The sequence below is a fragment of the Shewanella sp. MBTL60-007 genome (genome assembly GCF_019654915.1).
Taxonomy (GTDB): Bacteria; Pseudomonadota; Gammaproteobacteria; order Enterobacterales; family Shewanellaceae; genus Shewanella.
The window spans coordinates 14,155-31,917 of record NZ_BPET01000006.1; the positions used below are offsets into that span (position 1 = coordinate 14,155).

General features: G+C 44.6%; 16 protein-coding genes. 8 read left to right on the top strand and 8 right to left on the bottom strand.

Annotated elements, in window-relative coordinates; all coding sequences use genetic code 11:
- The first annotated feature begins 243 nt into the window (after positions 1 to 243).
- The 3 genes from K5Q92_RS03095 to K5Q92_RS03105 all read left to right on the top strand — a co-directional run bounded on the left by K5Q92_RS03095 (position 244) and on the right by K5Q92_RS03105 (position 3,559).
- A complete protein-coding gene (locus K5Q92_RS03095) occupies positions 244 to 1,098 on the top strand; it encodes a putative selenate ABC transporter substrate-binding protein (protein WP_220767590.1) in 855 nt (284 codons plus the stop codon).
- A gap of 93 nt (positions 1,099 to 1,191) precedes the next feature.
- Positions 1,192 to 1,953 (top strand): ATP-binding cassette domain-containing protein, encoded by a 762-nt coding sequence (locus K5Q92_RS03100; RefSeq protein WP_259649471.1) that lies wholly within the window; start codon positions 1,192 to 1,194, stop codon positions 1,951 to 1,953.
- Between the two features lie 40 nt (positions 1,954 to 1,993).
- Positions 1,994 to 3,559 carry an ABC transporter permease gene (locus tag K5Q92_RS03105; RefSeq protein ID WP_220767591.1) on the top strand — a complete coding sequence of 522 codons (1,566 nt, stop codon included), beginning with the start codon at positions 1,994 to 1,996 and terminating at the stop codon, positions 3,557 to 3,559.
- Between the two features lie 86 nt (positions 3,560 to 3,645).
- Here the strand turns inward: K5Q92_RS03105 and K5Q92_RS03110 are convergent, their stop codons facing one another.
- Positions 3,646 to 3,990, bottom strand: coding sequence for a hypothetical protein (locus K5Q92_RS03110; protein WP_220767592.1), 345 nt, complete (start codon positions 3,988 to 3,990; stop codon positions 3,646 to 3,648).
- 433 nt (positions 3,991 to 4,423) lie between these two features.
- Here K5Q92_RS03110 and K5Q92_RS03115 point away from each other — a divergent pair, with 433 nt between their 5' ends.
- On the top strand, positions 4,424 to 4,582 hold the full coding sequence (locus K5Q92_RS03115) for a hypothetical protein (RefSeq protein ID WP_220767593.1): 159 nt from the start codon (positions 4,424 to 4,426) through the stop codon (positions 4,580 to 4,582).
- A gap of 197 nt (positions 4,583 to 4,779) precedes the next feature.
- Here K5Q92_RS03115 and K5Q92_RS03120 read toward each other — a convergent pair whose 3' ends face one another.
- From K5Q92_RS03120 to K5Q92_RS03135, 4 genes are all read right to left on the bottom strand, one after another.
- The gene (locus K5Q92_RS03120; protein WP_220767594.1) at positions 4,780 to 5,301 is read right to left on the bottom strand and encodes a hypothetical protein; all 522 of its coding nucleotides are present in this window, start codon (positions 5,299 to 5,301) and stop codon (positions 4,780 to 4,782) included.
- A 107-nt stretch (positions 5,302 to 5,408) separates the two neighbouring features.
- A complete protein-coding gene (locus K5Q92_RS03125; protein ID WP_220767595.1) occupies positions 5,409 to 5,750 on the bottom strand; it encodes a hypothetical protein in 342 nt (113 codons plus the stop codon).
- Positions 5,750 to 6,220, bottom strand: coding sequence for a hypothetical protein (locus K5Q92_RS03130; protein WP_220767596.1), 471 nt, complete (start codon positions 6,218 to 6,220; stop codon positions 5,750 to 5,752). Before K5Q92_RS03130 ends, K5Q92_RS03125 begins: the two co-directional genes overlap by 1 nt.
- A 1,049-nt stretch (positions 6,221 to 7,269) precedes the next feature.
- On the bottom strand, positions 7,270 to 8,049 hold the full coding sequence (locus K5Q92_RS03135) for a hypothetical protein (RefSeq protein WP_220767597.1): 780 nt from the start codon (positions 8,047 to 8,049) through the stop codon (positions 7,270 to 7,272).
- 424 nt (positions 8,050 to 8,473) lie between these two features.
- Between K5Q92_RS03135 and K5Q92_RS03140 the strand changes: the two genes are divergently transcribed.
- Positions 8,474 to 10,204, top strand: a complete 1,731-nt coding sequence (locus K5Q92_RS03140) for a HAMP domain-containing sensor histidine kinase (RefSeq protein WP_220767598.1) — start codon at positions 8,474 to 8,476, stop codon at positions 10,202 to 10,204.
- Positions 10,201 to 11,553 (top strand): sigma-54 dependent transcriptional regulator, encoded by a 1,353-nt coding sequence (locus tag K5Q92_RS03145; RefSeq protein WP_220767599.1) that lies wholly within the window; start codon positions 10,201 to 10,203, stop codon positions 11,551 to 11,553. The genes K5Q92_RS03140 and K5Q92_RS03145 overlap by 4 nt, the downstream gene beginning before the upstream one ends.
- A 15-nt stretch (positions 11,554 to 11,568) precedes the next feature.
- Here K5Q92_RS03145 and K5Q92_RS03150 read toward each other — a convergent pair whose 3' ends face one another.
- On the bottom strand, positions 11,569 to 12,204 hold the full coding sequence (locus K5Q92_RS03150; RefSeq protein ID WP_220767600.1) for a LysE family translocator: 636 nt from the start codon (positions 12,202 to 12,204) through the stop codon (positions 11,569 to 11,571).
- A gap of 168 nt (positions 12,205 to 12,372) precedes the next feature.
- Between K5Q92_RS03150 and nadE the strand changes: the two genes are divergently transcribed.
- The gene (gene nadE / locus K5Q92_RS03155) at positions 12,373 to 13,203 is read left to right on the top strand and encodes an ammonia-dependent NAD(+) synthetase (protein WP_220767601.1); all 831 of its coding nucleotides are present in this window, start codon (positions 12,373 to 12,375) and stop codon (positions 13,201 to 13,203) included.
- An 81-nt stretch (positions 13,204 to 13,284) separates the two neighbouring features.
- Here the strand turns inward: nadE and K5Q92_RS03160 are convergent, their stop codons facing one another.
- A complete protein-coding gene (locus K5Q92_RS03160) occupies positions 13,285 to 13,764 on the bottom strand; it encodes a DUF6942 family protein (protein WP_220767602.1) in 480 nt (159 codons plus the stop codon).
- Between the two features lie 82 nt (positions 13,765 to 13,846).
- On the opposite strand from K5Q92_RS03160, the gene K5Q92_RS03165 reads away from it, so the two are divergent.
- Positions 13,847 to 15,286: a carboxylesterase gene (locus tag K5Q92_RS03165; RefSeq protein ID WP_220767603.1), complete on the top strand. Its 1,440-nt coding sequence runs from the start codon at positions 13,847 to 13,849 to the stop codon at positions 15,284 to 15,286.
- A gap of 63 nt (positions 15,287 to 15,349) precedes the next feature.
- Here the strand turns inward: K5Q92_RS03165 and K5Q92_RS03170 are convergent, their stop codons facing one another.
- Entirely contained in the window at positions 15,350 to 17,512 is a 2,163-nt protein-coding gene (locus K5Q92_RS03170; RefSeq protein WP_220767604.1) for a diguanylate cyclase, read from the bottom strand.
- Between the last annotated feature and the right edge of the window lie 251 nt (positions 17,513 to 17,763).

A 17,763-nucleotide genomic window follows, 5' to 3' on the forward strand; every position in this document is an offset into this window, starting at 1 on the left:
AATTAACGCGACTGCCAACTAAGTGTTTCTAAGTAGGGGAAGTTTACGCCTAACAAACTTAACCTCGGCTGAACTTTCTTCGCTATTGATTATTTTTTGCTGCTTATTGCTACTAAATCATGATTTTTGCCTATTTAGTTCACGATTTATTGAATTAGCCATTATTTAATGTCGTAAGGTCTGTGTTTGTTGCTGTTTTTTCGTTAAAATTCCGTGAAAAATTAAATGCAAAAGGATTAAGACATGTCGTTTGTTAGGCTATTTACAGGGTTAGCACTGCTTTTAATAGCGCCGAGTGTAATAGCCACAACGTTTACGTTTACCGCAATTCCCGATGAGGATGAGAGTCAGCTGCGGACTCGGTTTGATAAGGTTGCAATCTACCTTGAGGAAAAACTTGGGGTAGAGGTTAAGTATGTGCCAGTAAAATCTTACTCCGCTGCGGTAACGGCTTTTCGTAACAATCAGGTTCAATTGGCCTGGTTCGGTGGTCTCTCCGGTGTGCAGGCAAGACGTTTAGTGCCAGGTTCGCTGGCCATTGCTCAAGGCTATGAGGATCAGTTTTTTAAGAGCTACTTTATTGCTCACGCCTCGACAGAGATTATTCCAAGCGACAGCTTTCCCAATTTAAACGGTTACACCTTTACCTATGGCTCAAAGAACTCCACCTCGGGTCGCCTGATGCCGCAATTTTTTATCGAGCGTAATCTAGGTAAGAATAGTAAGGATATCTTCAAGCGCATTGGCTACTCTGGCGATCATAGTCGTACCATTGCTCAGGTGCAGGCCGGTGTCTATCAGGTCGGTGCGGTGAATTACAAAGTGTGGGAAACCGCACTAGCCAACGGTAAAGTGGATCTCAACAAAGTCAATGTGATTTGGGAGAGCCCGGCTTACCCTGATTATCAGTGGACCATACGTGGCGATGTCGATGCACAGTTTGGCGCAGGTTTTAGTGACAAAGTGACCAAAGCACTCATCGGTATGAAGGATCCAGAACTGTTGGCCAGCTTTCCTAGACAGTCATTTGTGCCAGCAGAAAACCTAGATTATGAACCGATAGAAGATGTCGCTAAAGCGATAGGCCTAATTGATTGATGATAAGTTGATTAAAGATAAGTTGATTAAAGATAAGTGGATTAAGTACAAGCTAACTGAAGATAGTCTCGCTAAAGATAGGTGACAGAGCCGATGTCGAGTAAGTCTATGTTGAGAGTCAAAAACCTCATCGTTCAGTTTGAAGGAAAGACAGCCGTTGATATCGATGCGCTGTCTTTTCACCATGGTGAGAAAGTGGCCATCATTGGGCGTTCTGGCTGTGGCAAGTCGACCCTAGTTAATCATGTTTTTGAACAGCTTAGATCAACTGCAGCTCTGTGTTCCCAGAGACAGGGGCTAGTAGAGAACTTAAGCGTGTTCCATAATATTTTTATGGGCGCGCTTAATCAGCACCGCTGGTATTACAACCTTGCGAATCTAGTCTATCCCTTTAAGGCTCCGCGCATAACAATTCAACATATTGCCGACACATTGGAGCTCGATTGCGCGCTGACTCAGCCTGTGTCAGAGCTATCTGGTGGCCAACGACAACGTGTAGCCCTCGGCCGTGCGCTGTATCAGCGCCAACCTCTGTTTATTGGTGATGAGCCATTCTCGGCATTGGATCCCTTGATGGGGCAGCGACTCTTAACCGAAGTTTTAGCCAGTCATGACTCGGTGATAATGGTGCTGCACGACATGGGGATGGCATTAAGCAATTTTGATCGGGTGATAGGCATGCGCGATGGGCGTATCGTGCTCGACACCGATACTGCCTCTCTAGAGGTGCGTAGGCTAGAAGCTTTCTATCAAGAGAGCTGCGATAGCCAATCTGGTGCTGGTGCTGATAGCGCTGAGGAGCGACAAGTTGCATCTCTGCTCGAACCGCGACAAAGCCTAACTAAGCATGAATAGCTGAGCATGAATAGCTTAAGCATGAATAAGTCTTGTTAGCATGATAGGGCAAGCCGTGACATCCAGCAGGCTATTTGCCTTTGTGGGTTATTGGAAAAAAGTGACCCTAGTGCTGTGGGCTGTAACCTTGCTTTGCTTCTATTTCGCCGATACCGAAATCATCGCCCTAGACCCTTGGAGTGAATTGTTACTGATTGGCCAAGGTTTTATCGCGCCAGACTTTTTTGCCACAGAATATCTACTCCAAGCTTTATGGCAAACCGTGAGTTTTGCACTCTTGGGCGTATTGATAGCGCTTATTTTTGGGGCACCACTCGCCTTGGTGTACCACAAGCCTTATGTCGCGGCGTTCTGCGCGTTTATTCGCTCAATCCATGAGATCTTCTGGGCACTACTGTTTCTGCAAATTTTTGGTTTGTCACCGCTGACCGGTATTTTGGCTATAGCACTGCCTTTTGCCGCCACATTTGCCCGTGTCTTTAGTGATATCCTGCAGCAGTCTCCCACAACAACCTTACAGACGCTGCCACAGGGCACTGACCGTATTAGCCGTTACCTCTATGGACGACTCGCCCATGTGCTCGTGCCTGTACGTGCATATGTGCGCTATCGATTCGAGTGTGCCTTAAGAAGCAGTGCGGTGCTGGGCTTTGTTGGTATGCCCACCTTAGGCTTTTACTTAGAGACGGCTTTTCGTCAAGGGCACTATCATCAAGGGGCAGCACTCTTGATTCTGTTTATCGCCTTGATTGGCACTATCCCTTACTGGTGTCGAGTTAAGGCGCTGCCTGTATATTTCGTGCTAGCGGTATGGGCCTTGCCTGAGTTACCCAATATTGATGGCGCATTGATCTGGCGTTTTTTAAGCCAAGATATCTTGCCGCCGATGTTCCAAAGCCAGACGTTTCAAAGCCAGACGTTTCAAAATTATGGGCTACAAGGGAGCGGGATGAGTGGGGGAGACATACTTAGTCAGTTTGGCGATTGGTTGATAAGCTTACTGTATGAACAGGCACTACCAGGGATTATTGCTACTCTTTTACTCGCCACAGCGGCTTTGGGTGTTACTCATCTGTTTGCAATTTTCGGTAGTGCTATTAGTGATAAGCGCCTAAGTGGTGGTGTTATCCCACAACTGAATCGTTTGCTGCTACTTATTTTACGCTCGGTGCCGGAATATATCTTCGCCTTCGTGTTTATGTTGCTGCTTGGGCCGTCGATGTTACCAGCGATACTGGCCTTAGCCATACATAATGGCGCTTTGATCGCTTACTTAACCGTTAGGCACGCCGATAAGCTGACAGTTTCAGCGCACTTTAATCACAGAGTCGATGGCTATGGCTATGAAGTCTTGCCTGCCATTTATCCGAATATGATGGCACTGCTGTTCTATCGTTTTGAGGTGATCTTAAGAGAGACGGCAATTTTGGGGATGCTAGGCATAGCAACACTGGGTTTTTATATCGATAGTAACTTTGCAGAAATTCGCTTTAACGGCGCATTGGTGCTGATGTGTGTCACCGCGCTAGTGAATATCCTTGTAGACATTTTGAGTCGGCGGTTACTGTACTCAAAAAACAAAAGGCAACTCGTCTGTGCTCATTAGCTAAAGCAATGAAGCGTTCAGTCTTAGTTGCCGTAAAGCCTATCTATTGAAAGCGAGACTTACCGTGTTAGTTAATGTAATGCTTCTTAACTAAAAATCTTACGCTGATTGCGCTTTTTAATAATGCCATTACAGCACCATGCAGCCAAAAGCGTAAAGGCAATGACACCCGTCATAATCGCACTTAAACGATACCAAGGCGCTTCGGCGATGATGCGCATCTGAATATACTCGAAACTGCTAACACCCCAAACGAGAAATGTGCAGGCGACAAGGCCAACTTGTAAGACTCGGGTCGCCCAGCTGGCTTTAATAAATAGCAATAAGGGGCTTAAGGCAAAAACAATACAGGCAGCGTTTTGTCCAAAACGTAAAAAGTGTGCACCAATAAGAAGATAGGCTAAACAGATAAGTAGGATTCGCCACCACATGACAGGTTACCTTAGGAAATTATTATAATGAGGCAAAGCTTACGTGAAACAATAAGAGGTATTCTATAGGCGGCTTCACAATAATGACAATTAGCTTGATAGCTAGCCTAGAAAGATAAACCTGATAGGCGATATTAGATGTTCTAGCTCAGAGCAGATCCAGACTTGCTCATTCATCCGCTAAGTCTGGGAGAGCTAGGCATCAATACTTCTCGTTAGAAGAGGATCTTTTTGAGATACCTCCCTTTGAGACCTACGCCCATATCCGTAGCGACATCTGGACTATTCTTTTCACAACTCAACTCCTTTAGATATTACAAACTTATTTTTGGACAAAAGTCAGTTGGAGCTTGCAGCTCGACTAGCCCTTACATCGAAATCAAACTTCGTTTGATAACAAAGCCCCAAAGGCTCGATATATTTTTGGCTAAGAGTGGCATCTAACAAAAGTGGTTCCAATGGCCTGCGCATGTGCAGACACTTCCGTGACACGCATCAAGTCCATCCCTGGAAGCTCGGCCATGACATCCATGTCATGGACGGTCACGGCCGTATCTACACTGAGTTAGATAAGCATAACCTTTGGAATTAAGCGTTATAGCTAAAGGTCTAGCTCGTTTCTGGACATAAATTAGTTAGTGTTAAAGCTCATAAAGCAATGAAGAGTATTAGAGAAAGTATGGTAAGTCGATATAAGGTAACGCCTTACTAATGGGCGCATAAATGCTTGGCTAAAATTAGAGACGGAGGAGCGCAAGCCAAGCGTTTTGCGTCCTTTTGAGTAACTTGTTAGTTGCCAAAAACACCTAGCGATATCAAGTAAACATATAGATAAGGAATTACTAAAGCACTAAGAAGAACTAGTACCCCAATATAAAGGTAATAAGCTTCTTTTTCTGTTTCATCAAAGTCATATTCCTTTTCAACTTCAGCAAACTGTTCATCAACCTCTTTGGGATCTGCACCTTCAGCAATTGCGGCTTCTTTCATCTCTGCTATCTCTTTGAGCATATTTTCATGTACTTCGATAGCAGATTCATGAATATCGGACTTAAACTTATCGTAATTTAGATAATGCCTATGCGCATGATAAGCCCAGAATAACCCGTAGCATATGCACAAAGTACTTAAGAATTCTGAGTTTTTAAAATGCACAATATTGTAGGCAATTAGGAAAATAGAAACCGCACAAATACCAGACAAGGTTTCACCAGAAAATTGATAAATGGTTTTGATTTTATCCTTATCAAAAAGGTTAAAAATGGTTCCCGCTACGATTAAGCCACAATAACAATATGCCCAAATTGGCACCAAACTCTCCTTAGCAACTAACGCCCTAATAATGGACAAAAAATTGTTGGCTAAAATGTTGAGGAACGAAAACAGTCAACTGTTTTTTGTCCTTATTAATTAGCATGTTAGCTTGCAGTATAGTCCTGACTTTCCATAAAAGGGGATTCAATATGGTACTTGTATAACCCGTATACAAAACTACCAACATAAAATATAAAAAAAATAACAATTGAAGCTATAAGTAGACGCTGGATTACAACAGATATTGGATCGGCTGAACCTTTTAGTAAACTGCTTACAATAGCTATAGACATTGTTGCGATAAAAAGTGCACCGCCCATTTTTAACGCATAATTTGCTGCGAATTTAATATAAGGTTTCAAAATTTGACTCAATATCCTTTTGCTAGCTAACGCCTTGCTCAGCTGGGGAGTGTAGGGCGTCAGATGCACCAATTTGTTATGCATTACTTGCCAGCTTTACCTGCTTCAAGGATGGGCAGGCCGGCTTCAGTAGGAATATAGATACGCTCACCTTTTCCGTCTTGTAAGCCTTTTATCCAGACGTATCGAAGATACTCTTCGTTGTTTTTCAGTGATTCACCTATTATTCGATTAGCTTCAGCGGCTGCTTTGGCTCGCTCAATATCGGCCGCACCTTCCGCTTTAGCTCGAACTATTTTCGCCTTTCCTTCGGCCTCAGCCAATGTAACTTTGGCTTTTGCTTGCATTAGTGCTGCCTGCTCTCTAGCTTTAGCTTCTTCAATTAGAATTTGCTTTGACCACTCAGCTTCTTTAAGAGCTGCACGTCCATTAAGCTCCATTTTGTAGACGTTGTATTTTGGCCAAGCCCAAAATGCCAATATTATTGTGATAAAACCAAGAATTACTAGAAACGCCAGTGAACCTAAGGCCAAGGCTTGTCTATTTTGATACATCTATTTCTCCGTGTTCTGATGCATAACAGCTTATTATCCAGCGTCTCGGATAAATCCCTGCACTTTATTAGTTTACGTCAAAGCTATCAACGTAACTTATTGATGTAAAGCAGTTTACCTTGCTAGTGTTAACAAATTTGAATTTACCTTCCCCGCAAAGTAATGCAGAACATTTATCGGGTCTCTTGTTAGTTTATGTAGGAAGACTAACTGGCTGATAAGTATTAGTTATTTTAGATGTTAAAAATTTATCGATGCAATTATTTTACTTTCTAGCATCGATAAATCTGTCTCACTCATCAAGGTCATTATACCTGTATAGGATTACAGTTATTTTGGTTTGTTCTAGGAAAGTAGAATCGGAAGAATTGAGCTTAAAGATGAAGAAAAAGAACAGGCATAACTTCTGGTGTATGCAAAACCTTTCACATTAACTTTTCTATTAGCAAAGATTCACGTGTGTTACTAATCACTTCTATTAGTGAAACTGATCTTGGGGAAAAATTGAGTTACGACACTTACGGGAAACACCCATTCCCCATCGGAGTTGCCGAGGTCATTGAAGAATAATCTCGTGATTGAGGCAGGATGCCGAGATAGCCTTAGTAGAGCCATGGATGGCGATTCTGAGGCGGTAGAGATTTTCGAAAATGAGTGAGGCCCGTATCTAATGCATGTAACTCCGTCGGGGCGTCATGGTGGATGCAAGGAGGATAAGGACGAGCAGTCCTCCTTGCTCGGGTGTGGGCGAAGCGCCACGACTTTGGTCAAGCGAAGCTTGATAGTTTCAAGGCTAACCAACTTTGGGGCATTTCCAAGTTAGATGCCAAACCATAACAGCCTAGATGAAACACTTAATATCCAGTGTAGTTCCGCCTGCTGGCTTTGATGACATGGCCGTTCTATGAAATCTGACCCATAGAGATATGGGGCAGATCTACTACACATTATGATGTAGGGAATATTATTGACCATGTCATCACGACTTTTGTTAATTCGTTTAAATCACATCGGATAATATCCTGTTTGATAAACTGTATTAGTTCCGACTATTTCTGAGTTAACACTTCACTCAACTTTTGCTTATCTTCATCGCTCAAATCTGCGCGCTCGATCAGCTCAAGAATATCCGAGCTGGTGGGCTTACTATGGCCTTGGATTATTAGCACGCGTGAGGCTTCACCATCGAGTCCGAGTCGTTCTAATTCAAGTTCGGTTATTTGTTCGGTGAGAATTTCAATGTCATCCCCAAGTGACTGCATATGGATCTCAAATTCGCCCTCATTTTGCTCAAATATTACTTCTAGCTCGCGGGCCTTTTCCTCTAGTGCGCGCGCCTTAGATTCAAGTTTAAATGCATGAGCCTCAATCTCGGCTTCTTTACCGCTTAGCTGCTGATGAAGCTTCTCTAGTTTAATTTTAATGGCTTGCTCGACCTTAGGATCAAGAGGTTGCTTGGGGTTTGCTGCATGACGTTGGACTCGATCGAGCATTTTCGCAACGCTCTTTTGCACATCCTTAGGCAACTCACTTATCTTCTGTTTAACGCTTTCTTTATCACTGAGCTCTTCAGGCGTAAATGACATTTCATGGGCAGTGCTATCTACACCATCTACAACAACAGTGACATGGGTAATGTCATTTTCATCGGTATTGATTTTGGTGATTAGGCTGTGGTTGCTGTTGTCGATAGTTTTCTCAATAACTTTAACTTTTTCGAAAGCTTGGTTGTTGTCGATAGCTTCGATATCGGTGGGGGCGCTATAGGCTTGCAAAGATAAGGTTAAGCAGCTAGTTACAAAAGCGATGGCCAGTGGTTTGAAGTTCATAATTATTCCCTTTAATAGTATTGCTTGTGATTCATCGATCTAGTGATTTCCACTAGATGGCTATCACTAGATAGTGCGAAGGCTGTGCCAACTCTGTTAACCCCAGACGGCTGCTGGTATTGGCGTTATGTTTGCCCCTCCGCTCAAAAATGAAGGGTTAAAATAGTTACGGATATAGGTAGGTGACTTCCTTATATGAGGATATTGAGCTTGTTTGTGTTAGCTTGGGTCATGTGTTGCGCCGCGAACGTTTGATATTCGCGATGCTTTTCATCAGGATGACTTTCGTTACGAGTGCTTTCATTACTGGGGCTGGGAAGCCGATTGGTATCAATCTTGTATGGTGGTATGGGAATAGAGTGATAAACCGCTGTTGGAACCTGTAGGTAGGAACCATTAGATAGGGAAATGAAAAGAGCAGAATATGTCGATAAAACGCTATGTGTTTATATTATTTGGTGCGCTGATTTTGGTGTTAGCCATGAGTCAGCTTTTTGTGGCGCAGTATTTTAAGGCGCAGTTGCAGGCCGAGCTTGAACAAAGTTCGAAAAGCTTATCTAAAAGACTCGTAAGTGTGGTGATTGAGAATGCCGCAGAGCTGGAGCGGGTGGAGTTATCCTTTCCAGAAACGCCAGATACGGTAGCTGCTCCTGACGTTACAGGGCCTGAGCTGAATTGGATTGAACGCAGTGAGCTGTTCAATGACAAGGTTGAAGATGAGATCGATAGGTTAACTGACGAAGCGGAACAAGAGATAGAAGCTGAGCTTGGCGGTTTAAATGCTGAAATTGATCAATTGGCACAAGAGCTTTCCCATGGTGTGTCCTCTGGCAACGAATTGCAGTACAAGAGTGAGGCTTTTAAGGCTAAGCAAGCGGCACTAAAACAGAAGGTACAGTTACTATTAGCCAAAGAGCGTGCTTTGCAGAAGAGTAATCTTGAGAATATGGCGCAACTACGGGAACAAGCGGCGCGGGAGTATCAGCAGCGAGTCGAGCAGAGTTTAGCGAATATTGAGATCCATACCGATGAGTGGCTTGAAGATGGTCGAGTGCTGATTGTTGAGGGGCATGGTGGTAAAGGTGAGCCCATTGAATTCAATAGTGAGCGCAGTGTCGAGCTGCCAAGTCAGGGCGCTAACCAGTTACTGGAACGCTTCAGTGAATCTGTGTTACTCGCTATCTTGCTGACCAGTGTGGTGGCTTTGTTGTTGGCGTATTGGCTGAGCCATCATGTGACCGAGCCATTATCTGAGCTTGCTTCTGGGCACCAACGCTTGGCTGAAGGACAGTTTGGCGTACGGCTTAAGGAGCAAGGGGTTAAGGAGTTAAAGCAGATCTTAAAAGGGTTTAATACTATGAGTTTGGCATTGGCTGAGCTGAGCAAAAAAGAGCAGCAGATGTCACAGCAGCAACACTTAGCAGATCTTGGCCAGATCACTCGTGGTATTGCCCACAGTTTGAGAAACCCGCTGCATACCCTTGGTTTACTCTCTGAGCAGACAACGTGCAGCGAGACATTAGCCGAGCGAGAAAAGCTCAATAGCAAGATGCAGCAAAAAATCGCCTTAATGGATAAGAGCATTCAGTCGTTGCTGACGCTTTCGAGCCATGAGGTGGCCCGTGACAAAGCGATTCCGTTAAATACCATTATCCAAGATGTACTACTGGAGTTATCAATCACCGGCATTAAGCCTAAGGTGCAGTTCGACTCACAATCTACAACGCTAAGTGTTAATGGTGCTGAGTCTGAGCTGAGGAGTATCTTGCATGCGGTGATGATTAACGCAGTCGAAGCTGACCCTAGTGCCGAGGCGATCCGCATTGAACTCGCCCAAGATGCTAATGGTAAGAAGGTGATTATTACCGACTGGGGCAAAGGGATTGACCCTATGGTTAAACAACAGATGTTTAAGCCTCATATTACTACTAAAGCCGAAGGAACTGGTATGGGGATCTATATTGCTAAGCGGTTAATCGAGAGCCATTATGATGGTGAAATCCTGTATGAAGATAATCCTCAGGGAGGCACTATAGTAACACTCATTTTTGGTCATGGTGAGCAAAGCCTAGCACATGACTCAGATTCAAAGGCTGGCTCAAACTCAAAGCTAGGCTCAAAAGCAGACCATAATCAAACTGAGGCAAACTCATGAATAATGCTCCTTTGCAAATTTTAGTGGTTGAGGATGAGCCGGATCAACGAGAGCTTATCTGTCAAATACTTGCGTCGAATCAATATCAGGTTTTGAGTGCAGAGAGCGTTGAAGAGGCGATTGTTTTAATCAAGCGAAGTCCACCAGATCTAGTCTTTTCCGATTGGAAGCTGGGACAGTTAACTGGCATGGATCTGCTCAGTTATGTCAGGCGAGAGCATCCCGATATGGGTTTTATCATCGCGACCGCATACGGCACTATCACCCACGCCGTCGATGCTATGCAGGCCGGGGCTGATGATTACTTGTCAAAACCTTATCAGCGTCAGTCATTATTGATGGCTATAGATAAGGTCGTAAAGTCGCTTACATTAAAACAGCAAAATCGCCGTCTAACGTCTGAGTTATCTCAGCAGCAAGAGCTGGTGGGACTCGTTGGACGAGCGCCCTGTATGCAAAAGGTTTATGCTCGGGTGCAAAGAGTGAGCGCAACCGATGCGACCGTGTTGATTGGTGGAGAAAGCGGCACGGGTAAAGAGCTTGCCGCAAGGGCCTTGTACCAGTTATCAACTCGTCAGCATAAGCCATTTGTTGCTATCAATTGCGGCGCGATTCCTGAAAGCCTAGCCGAGTCTGAACTTTTTGGAGCAGAAAAAGGCGCATTTACTGGTGCCAATACCCTGAAAGTCGGCAAGCTCGAGGCGGCTGATGGCGGCACTATCTTTCTCGATGAGATTGGAGAGTTACCCTTGTTACAGCAAACAAAGTTGCTGCGCTTCTTACAGGAAGGGGTGATCTCAAGGTTAGGGCAGAACGGTGAGTTAAAACTCGACGTTAGGGTGATAGCCGCAACCCACCGCAACCTTAAAGAGGAGGTCGAGAAGGGCAACTTTAGAGAAGATTTATTCTATCGGCTCAACGTGGTGCCAATTGATATGCCACCACTTAGGGAGCGAAAAGAGGATATAGGACGGCTTATCGAGCATTTCTTAAAGATCCATAGTGCTCAATATAAAGTAGAGCCTACTAAATTGAGTGCCCCAGCGATGAAGTTGTTACTGGATTACCCTTGGCCGGGGAATGTTCGTGAGCTCTCTAACCGCATCGAGCGGTTTGTGTTATTAGGGGACGAGCAGGAATTAGTGGCCGAGTTGAGTTCAGGTCAAGTTATCAATAGTTCGAATCAGTTCGTCCTACCCGAGTCTGGTTTTGAGTGGGAAGCATTTGAGAGAGATTGCTTACAACAAGCAATGTCGCGTCATGAGGGGAATCGTACTCAGGCGGCAAAGCAGTTGGGCTTAAGTTACAAAGCTTTCTTATATCGTTTAGAGAAACACCAATTAAGTTAAGTTCGCAATGTTTAATTAAAAAATCCCTGAAATAATAGTCAGCGCAACGCCAACAAAAATAATGCCAGTCACAAGGTTGATGAATGGGCTGGCCTTTTTCATCTTGAGTTGGACTCTAGGCTTCGAAAGCACCACGGCGATAAAGCTAAACCAGATAAAAGACAACAAAAATAGTAGCAGCGCGGCCATGCTCTTGGTCCCAAGGCTAACGGTTGGGGTGATCAGCGTCGAAAACAGGGTGATAAAGAAGACCAAGGCTTTCGGGTTGAGCAGATTGGTATAGAGACCTTGCAAGAATCCGCGATAACCGGTTATCCCTTTACTGTTTGAGCTTTGTTCGAGAGTGACTGGGTCTCGCCAGTGCTGCCAGGCCGCGGTTATCGCGCCTATTCCCATCCAAGCTAAGTAGCTGGCTCCCGCAAGTTGTACAATTAAAAAGAGTTGTTCAGAGCTTTGAATGACGAGACTAACCCCAGTTAAGCTAAGCAGGGTGTGGCCTAAAATGGCCACAGCGATGCCAAGCGCCGAAGCAACTGCTGCTGTGCGCGACTCTTGGGTTGCAAGGCGAACCACTAACGCAAAATCTGGGCCGGGGCTGGCGAGCGCTACTAGATGAATGATGCTAAGTGATATGAGTAATTGATATTCCATCGAGTCTCTTATTGAGCGAGTTTATGGCCATTTTAAGGCCTGAATGATACATATTGCGAATTAACGCCTAAATTAACACGATTGTGATTAAACAGGTCGTGAATTGTCGAGCGAATTCACCCATAATATAAATCGATTTTTCTGCCAACTACCATCGGAGTGTAGAACGTGAAAGGACAGATCTTAAGAGAAATGAAGGTGCTTAATGCTATTGATCCTGGCTTTGAAGTACAAAGGCGCATTGCATTCATTAAATCAAAGCTTAAGCAATCGAGTACATCTTCTTTAGTCTTGGGGATCAGTGGTGGCGTAGACTCTTCATTAGCGGGGCGTTTGTGTCAGCTTGCCGTTGATGAACTCAATAGTGAGTCTAACGGTAAGAACTACCAGTTTATCGCGGTTCGTCTGCCTTACGGTGTGCAAAAAGATGAAGATGAAGCCCAATTGGCTTGCCAGTTTATTCAGCCTTCAAAACAGGTCACTGTGAATGTGAAATCTGGGGTTGATGGCATTCATGGTGAGAGCTTAGCTGCTGTTGAAGCGGCGGGCATTGAGCTGCCTGATGCCGATAAAGTCGATTTTGTGAAGGGCAATGTCAAAGCTAGAATGCGCATGGTTGCCCAGTATGAAATTGCTGGTTTAGTCGCTGGACTCGTGGTGGGTACCGATCATAGCGCCGAAAATATTACCGGTTTTTATACCAAGTGGGGTGATGGTGCCTGTGATTTAGCACCGTTGTTTGGCCTTAATAAACGTCAGGTTCGTCAACTTGCAGCCTTCCTCGGTGCGCCAGAAACATTGGTTGTTAAGGCGCCGACCGCAGATCTGGAAGAGAACAAGCCGCAGCTAGAAGATGAAGTTGCCCTAGGTCTTACCTATGATCAGATTGATGACTTCCTAGAGGGTAAAGAGGTCAGCGATTTTGTTAACGATAAGCTGATTGGGATTTATCGTGCGACTCAACATAAGCGTGAGCCAATTCCGACGATTTATGATTAATTCTCTATTCTGTTTTAAAGGCGCTGCGGCGCCTTTTTATTAGCCCTAACTTCAATAGGTGAATCCTTTTCTGCTTAAAGATTAACTCAGTGGCGGGAGATTTAATGCAACTCTTAATAGATCGATCTGTTGGTTTGGGAATTGACGGTAGTCGAGGTAGGGACAGAGGTAGATAGCTTGACTTGCATGCTTGCTAACATAGTTTGCCGTAGGAGATATTGGCGTAAAGAGGTTAGGGGGAAGGTTTAAGTGCTGAGCACTTAGTTGGCCGCAAACGATATGTACGCTGGCGTTTGGGTTAAGCTGGTGGCTATTAATCAAAATCGATTCATCTTGCTTGAGTAATAGCTCATCGCGGTAGCCTTTCCAATTGGTATCGGCAACAGCGATTTTGGCCATGATAGTTAAGATCTTGCGCCAATGATTACCGTTAATCTGGATAAGGTTTTGTATGGCCGAGGGCGCAGTATGGCTCCAGTCAGCACTGAGTACTGGTGGTGTGGGTAGATAGAAACATATTTTTGCGTTATCTAAACCTATAATCTGGTTATTTTTATTCAATGTTTTCTCTTTAACCTCACCGTTTCGGCGTAAAAGCGTGTAAGTTAACTTAATTGCTTGTTTAGGGGAAGTCGCGACGATTATGAAAGCCATTATTATAGGGTCGACAAAACATTTAGCTTTTGCATTGTTTTACGCCTCCTTAGGAACCAGCCTTGCGTTAATCGCGATGGTCGTTTGGTATTTGAATTCTCGCCCCGACTTATCACTATGGCATACAACTGAATTAACCTCTGAGTATCGTGTACACAGTGATGTGAGCAGTTTTTCAGAGTATATGCAGCTTGAAGATAAGCTGTTCGATGAGCTAGAAAACAAGATCTACCTTGACGCGGAAGCGCCTCAACCGTTTGATGTTATCAATCGTTATGTTCGAGGGAGTTACTCCGATCCTGCCCACTGGTCACAAGACTGGAATAGAAGCTATGAATGGGTCAACGCCGATGCCGAGTTTGGGGTGCTGCTCATTCACGGCATGTCTGATTCCCCTTATGCCATGTCACATTTCGCTAAGCACTATAAAGACCAAGCCCATGTTCTAGGATTAAGGCTACCGGGTCACGGCACCTTGCCTTCGGCGTTGACCCATATCTATTGGCAAGATATGGCCGGCGCTGTGGCGCTTGCAACAGCGCATATGAAGCAAGCTTTAGGTGAGAAGCCTTTATACTTAGTTGGCTTCTCTACTGGTGCGGCATTGGCGCTGAATCATGAACTTGAGCAGATAGCGACTAACAAAGGGAGTGATTACGCCGCCATGGTGTTGATCTCACCCGCAATAGGATTGCCTCCCGTTGCCGCAGGTGCAAAATGGCAGGCTCGGCTCGGGACGGTACTCGGTTTAGATAAGCTAAGCTGGAACAGTATTCAGGCTGAATACGATCCCTTTAAATACGGCTCTTTCGCCGTTAATGCTGGAGATGTGGTGTATCAGCTTTCATTGCGTAATCACCAGCTTGTTCAGGGGCTGGGCTTAAAAGCGCTAGAGGCGTTACCGCCTATATTGACGTTTCAGTCCCTGACCGATGATACCGTGGATACCAGTGCAGTGATAAGTTCACTATATAGCCTGTTGCCCGATGCTGGTCATGAGTTGGTGTTATTCGATATCAATCGCACTAAGGTGAATTTGAGCCTTATTTTAAGTGATCCCCTTGAGCCTTACCGACAGATGATGACTAAGGGACAGTTTAATTATGACTTTACCCTAGTTGAAAATCTGAGCCCTGAAAGCGGAGAGCTTCAAGCTAGACGCTTAAATGATAATAAGATCACACCGCTTGGATTAAGTTGGCCAAAGCAGGTTTACTCTCTGTCTCATGTTGCACTGCCTTTTCCAAGACATGATCCCCTCTATGGTCCTATTTGGGATGAGAAAAAGCCCCATATTCAGATTGGTACCGGCGCTTCTCGCGGGGAGAGAGGGGTGATAAGTGTGTCAGCCAGTGAGATGTTGCGGCAGAAATGGAATCCTTTTCATAGCTATCTGCTTGATAAAATGGATGAGGTTATAGTTCCTTAACCTTGGCTAACTGGCTTGCTAAACATGTTGTGGATACGGTTTATTTTCACTGCATTATCGAGCTTATGAGTCTTTTAAGGTGGTGAAAACGAGGCGATTTCTGCCAGCATTCTTGGCTTGATACAGATTGATATCGGCCTGCTTGACCCATTCATCAAGTGAGGCTCCGAAGCTTCCATTACCTATGACGGCACCTATGCTAGTAGTCACTTGTAATTGTACTTTATCCTTGGGGTGCTCGATGACTATCTCTTGTAGCTTGAGTCTAAAGCGTTCTAAATGCCCCTCAATTTTTAAGGCGTTACAAAGGGGCATGATCAGTAAAAACTCTTCGCCGCCGTATCTTACGATGATATCTGATTCGCGTTTAAACTCCTGACAGAGGAGCTCGGCAACCCGTTTAAGGGTTAGGTCGCCGCCGTCATGGCCGTAAGTGTCATTAATGAACTTAAACTTATCAAGGTCCAGTAGCGCAATGGCAATCACTTCATCGCTTCTTTGGCAAAGCTCCTGTATGGCGGGGAACTGATTTTCGGCATAGCGGCGATTATAAAGGCCTGTGAGAGAGTCTTTTTCGGCTAATGCCTGTAATTTGTTATTTGCTCGCTCAAGCTCTAGCGTTCGCAGCGCTACTTTTTCTTCCAGTTCCAGCTGATAACCAATGAGCTGGCTTTTACTCTGCTGTAAGCGCTGAAACAGTGAGTAGATCTCTTGCGGTGACTCTGAATCTACCGAATATTCCACATGTGGATTCTCAGGGGCAGTGCTGAACTTGCTGGCAATATTTTCGAGTGGCAGGGTAAGACGCCCACTGATGACATGCGAGATATAGATGGTGATCAATAGCGCGAGGAATAAGATTGCAAAGGTTGCTAAATACATACCTTCAACCAGTTCGACTAGGGGACGAAACGGATTAAGGACGAACAGCTGCCAACCGTTTTCGAGTGTCACATTGGCATAGACATACTCCGGTGCCATATTATCGCTGTGGGCGATATTAAGTGTAGGGAAAGGGGTGATGTAGTTCCTACTCGGTAACGTGTAAGTAAATTCTGATAAAGGGGAAATATTGAGGTTGTCCGTGGCATATATTACTCGGTGATGATTGTCTATGAGCACAATGGATTGGTTATCACTGCTGGCATTGATGTGATCGATTACCTTGAACTCTTTTAGGTCAAGCGAACCTTCGATGATCCCTATGGGTTGATGAGGTGTATCTGATCGATAGATGGGGGCGCTAATGGCGACAATCGGATCCTGGCCAAACCCCTTACCCAAGAAAACGGGAGAAGTATAGTTTCGTTGATTAATAAAGGCCTCTACAAAGTAGTTTCTATCACGAATACTGAACGTTGGTAGGTTCTCAAGACTGGAAAGTAATGACGCAGGACTGGCGCCTATAATCGAGCCTCTTCTGTCGGCAAGCAACATGGTGATAAATCCAGGATAATTGCCGTGTAGCTGCGATAGCAATATCTGTTCATCTTCCATTGAGTGTTGATTTAAGCTGAGCCATGCAGCTGCGTTTTTTATCGCTTGGCGGTGAGAGTTTAGGTAAGCCTGAGTCGATAGCCCTAAGTGGTCGGCTGAGTTTTCGATATTGTGGTAGAGCAAAGCTTGTTGGCGTTCGATAAATTGATTGTTAAACAACAAAGCGGCCAAAAGTAGGGCAACGGTAATCACTAGAGTAAAAGTATAGGTGAGCTGGGCATTGAAGGTACGCCTGCGTTGGTCTTTTAGCTTGCTTTTAAAGTGCCAAAACGAGGGGGTTAAAATAATCAGTATTGAACCAAGACAAGTGTAGACGAGTCCATTGATCCCTTGCTTGAGGATCACGAAAGCAATATGACTACTGGGTAGGTCGGTAAAGAGAAAGATATACAGGTAAAATAGCGGCATTCCAACAAATAGCCAAAAACCAAAGCTGGCATATAGAGCGTAGATGTCTCTTCGCCTTGCAAAACCAAGAAAGAGAGCCTCAACGCCAAATAGAAAATATACATGGGGGCTATCCCAGACGATCATTAGCCCGGTAACTGTGATGGCTGCGGTGTAAAGTGCATACCAAGGGCCAAGCAATATCGCGACAACAACATAAGATATGTTGCCGAGGATCAGCTGAATGTTAGCGAACAGGTGAATGGGATAGAGGTTGATGATTAAACCAATGAATCCCAGTACCGATGCTAGTAGTAGCTTATTCTTTTCTACTTTCCCCAATAGTATGTGCCTTTGTTTCCGATGGAATGGCTGTGACAAATTACACCCTAGTTCACAATTTATTAACTTTATGAGGCGATAGCAACTTATAACGATCTCTGGAACACTATTTGGGTAAAAAACAAACAAAGAGCTATGTAGTTAAGTAGAGGAGAATGCAGTTTAAATCTATGCCGATTAAAAGAAAAATGTCCAATTTTGGTGATATGTCAGACCTTGCTCACATCCTTTAAAAGTCATCGCCCCGCTAT

Coding starts and splice junctions, on each gene's coding strand:
- K5Q92_RS03095 (WP_220767590.1), top strand. CDS start 244: ATGTCGTTTGTTAGGCTATTTACAGGGTTAGCACTGCTTTTAATAGCG.
- K5Q92_RS03100 (WP_259649471.1), top strand. CDS start 1,192: ATGTCGAGTAAGTCTATGTTGAGAGTCAAAAACCTCATCGTTCAGTTT.
- K5Q92_RS03105 (WP_220767591.1), top strand. CDS start 1,994: ATGATAGGGCAAGCCGTGACATCCAGCAGGCTATTTGCCTTTGTGGGT.
- K5Q92_RS03110 (WP_220767592.1), bottom strand. CDS start 3,990: ATGTGGTGGCGAATCCTACTTATCTGTTTAGCCTATCTTCTTATTGGT.
- K5Q92_RS03125 (WP_220767595.1), bottom strand. CDS start 5,750: ATGCATAACAAATTGGTGCATCTGACGCCCTACACTCCCCAGCTGAGC.
- K5Q92_RS03130 (WP_220767596.1), bottom strand. CDS start 6,220: ATGTATCAAAATAGACAAGCCTTGGCCTTAGGTTCACTGGCGTTTCTA.
- K5Q92_RS03135 (WP_220767597.1), bottom strand. CDS start 8,049: ATGAACTTCAAACCACTGGCCATCGCTTTTGTAACTAGCTGCTTAACC.
- K5Q92_RS03140 (WP_220767598.1), top strand. CDS start 8,474: ATGTCGATAAAACGCTATGTGTTTATATTATTTGGTGCGCTGATTTTG.
- K5Q92_RS03145 (WP_220767599.1), top strand. CDS start 10,201: ATGAATAATGCTCCTTTGCAAATTTTAGTGGTTGAGGATGAGCCGGAT.
- K5Q92_RS03150 (WP_220767600.1), bottom strand. CDS start 12,204: ATGGAATATCAATTACTCATATCACTTAGCATCATTCATCTAGTAGCG.
- K5Q92_RS03165 (WP_220767603.1), top strand. CDS start 13,847: ATGAAAGCCATTATTATAGGGTCGACAAAACATTTAGCTTTTGCATTG.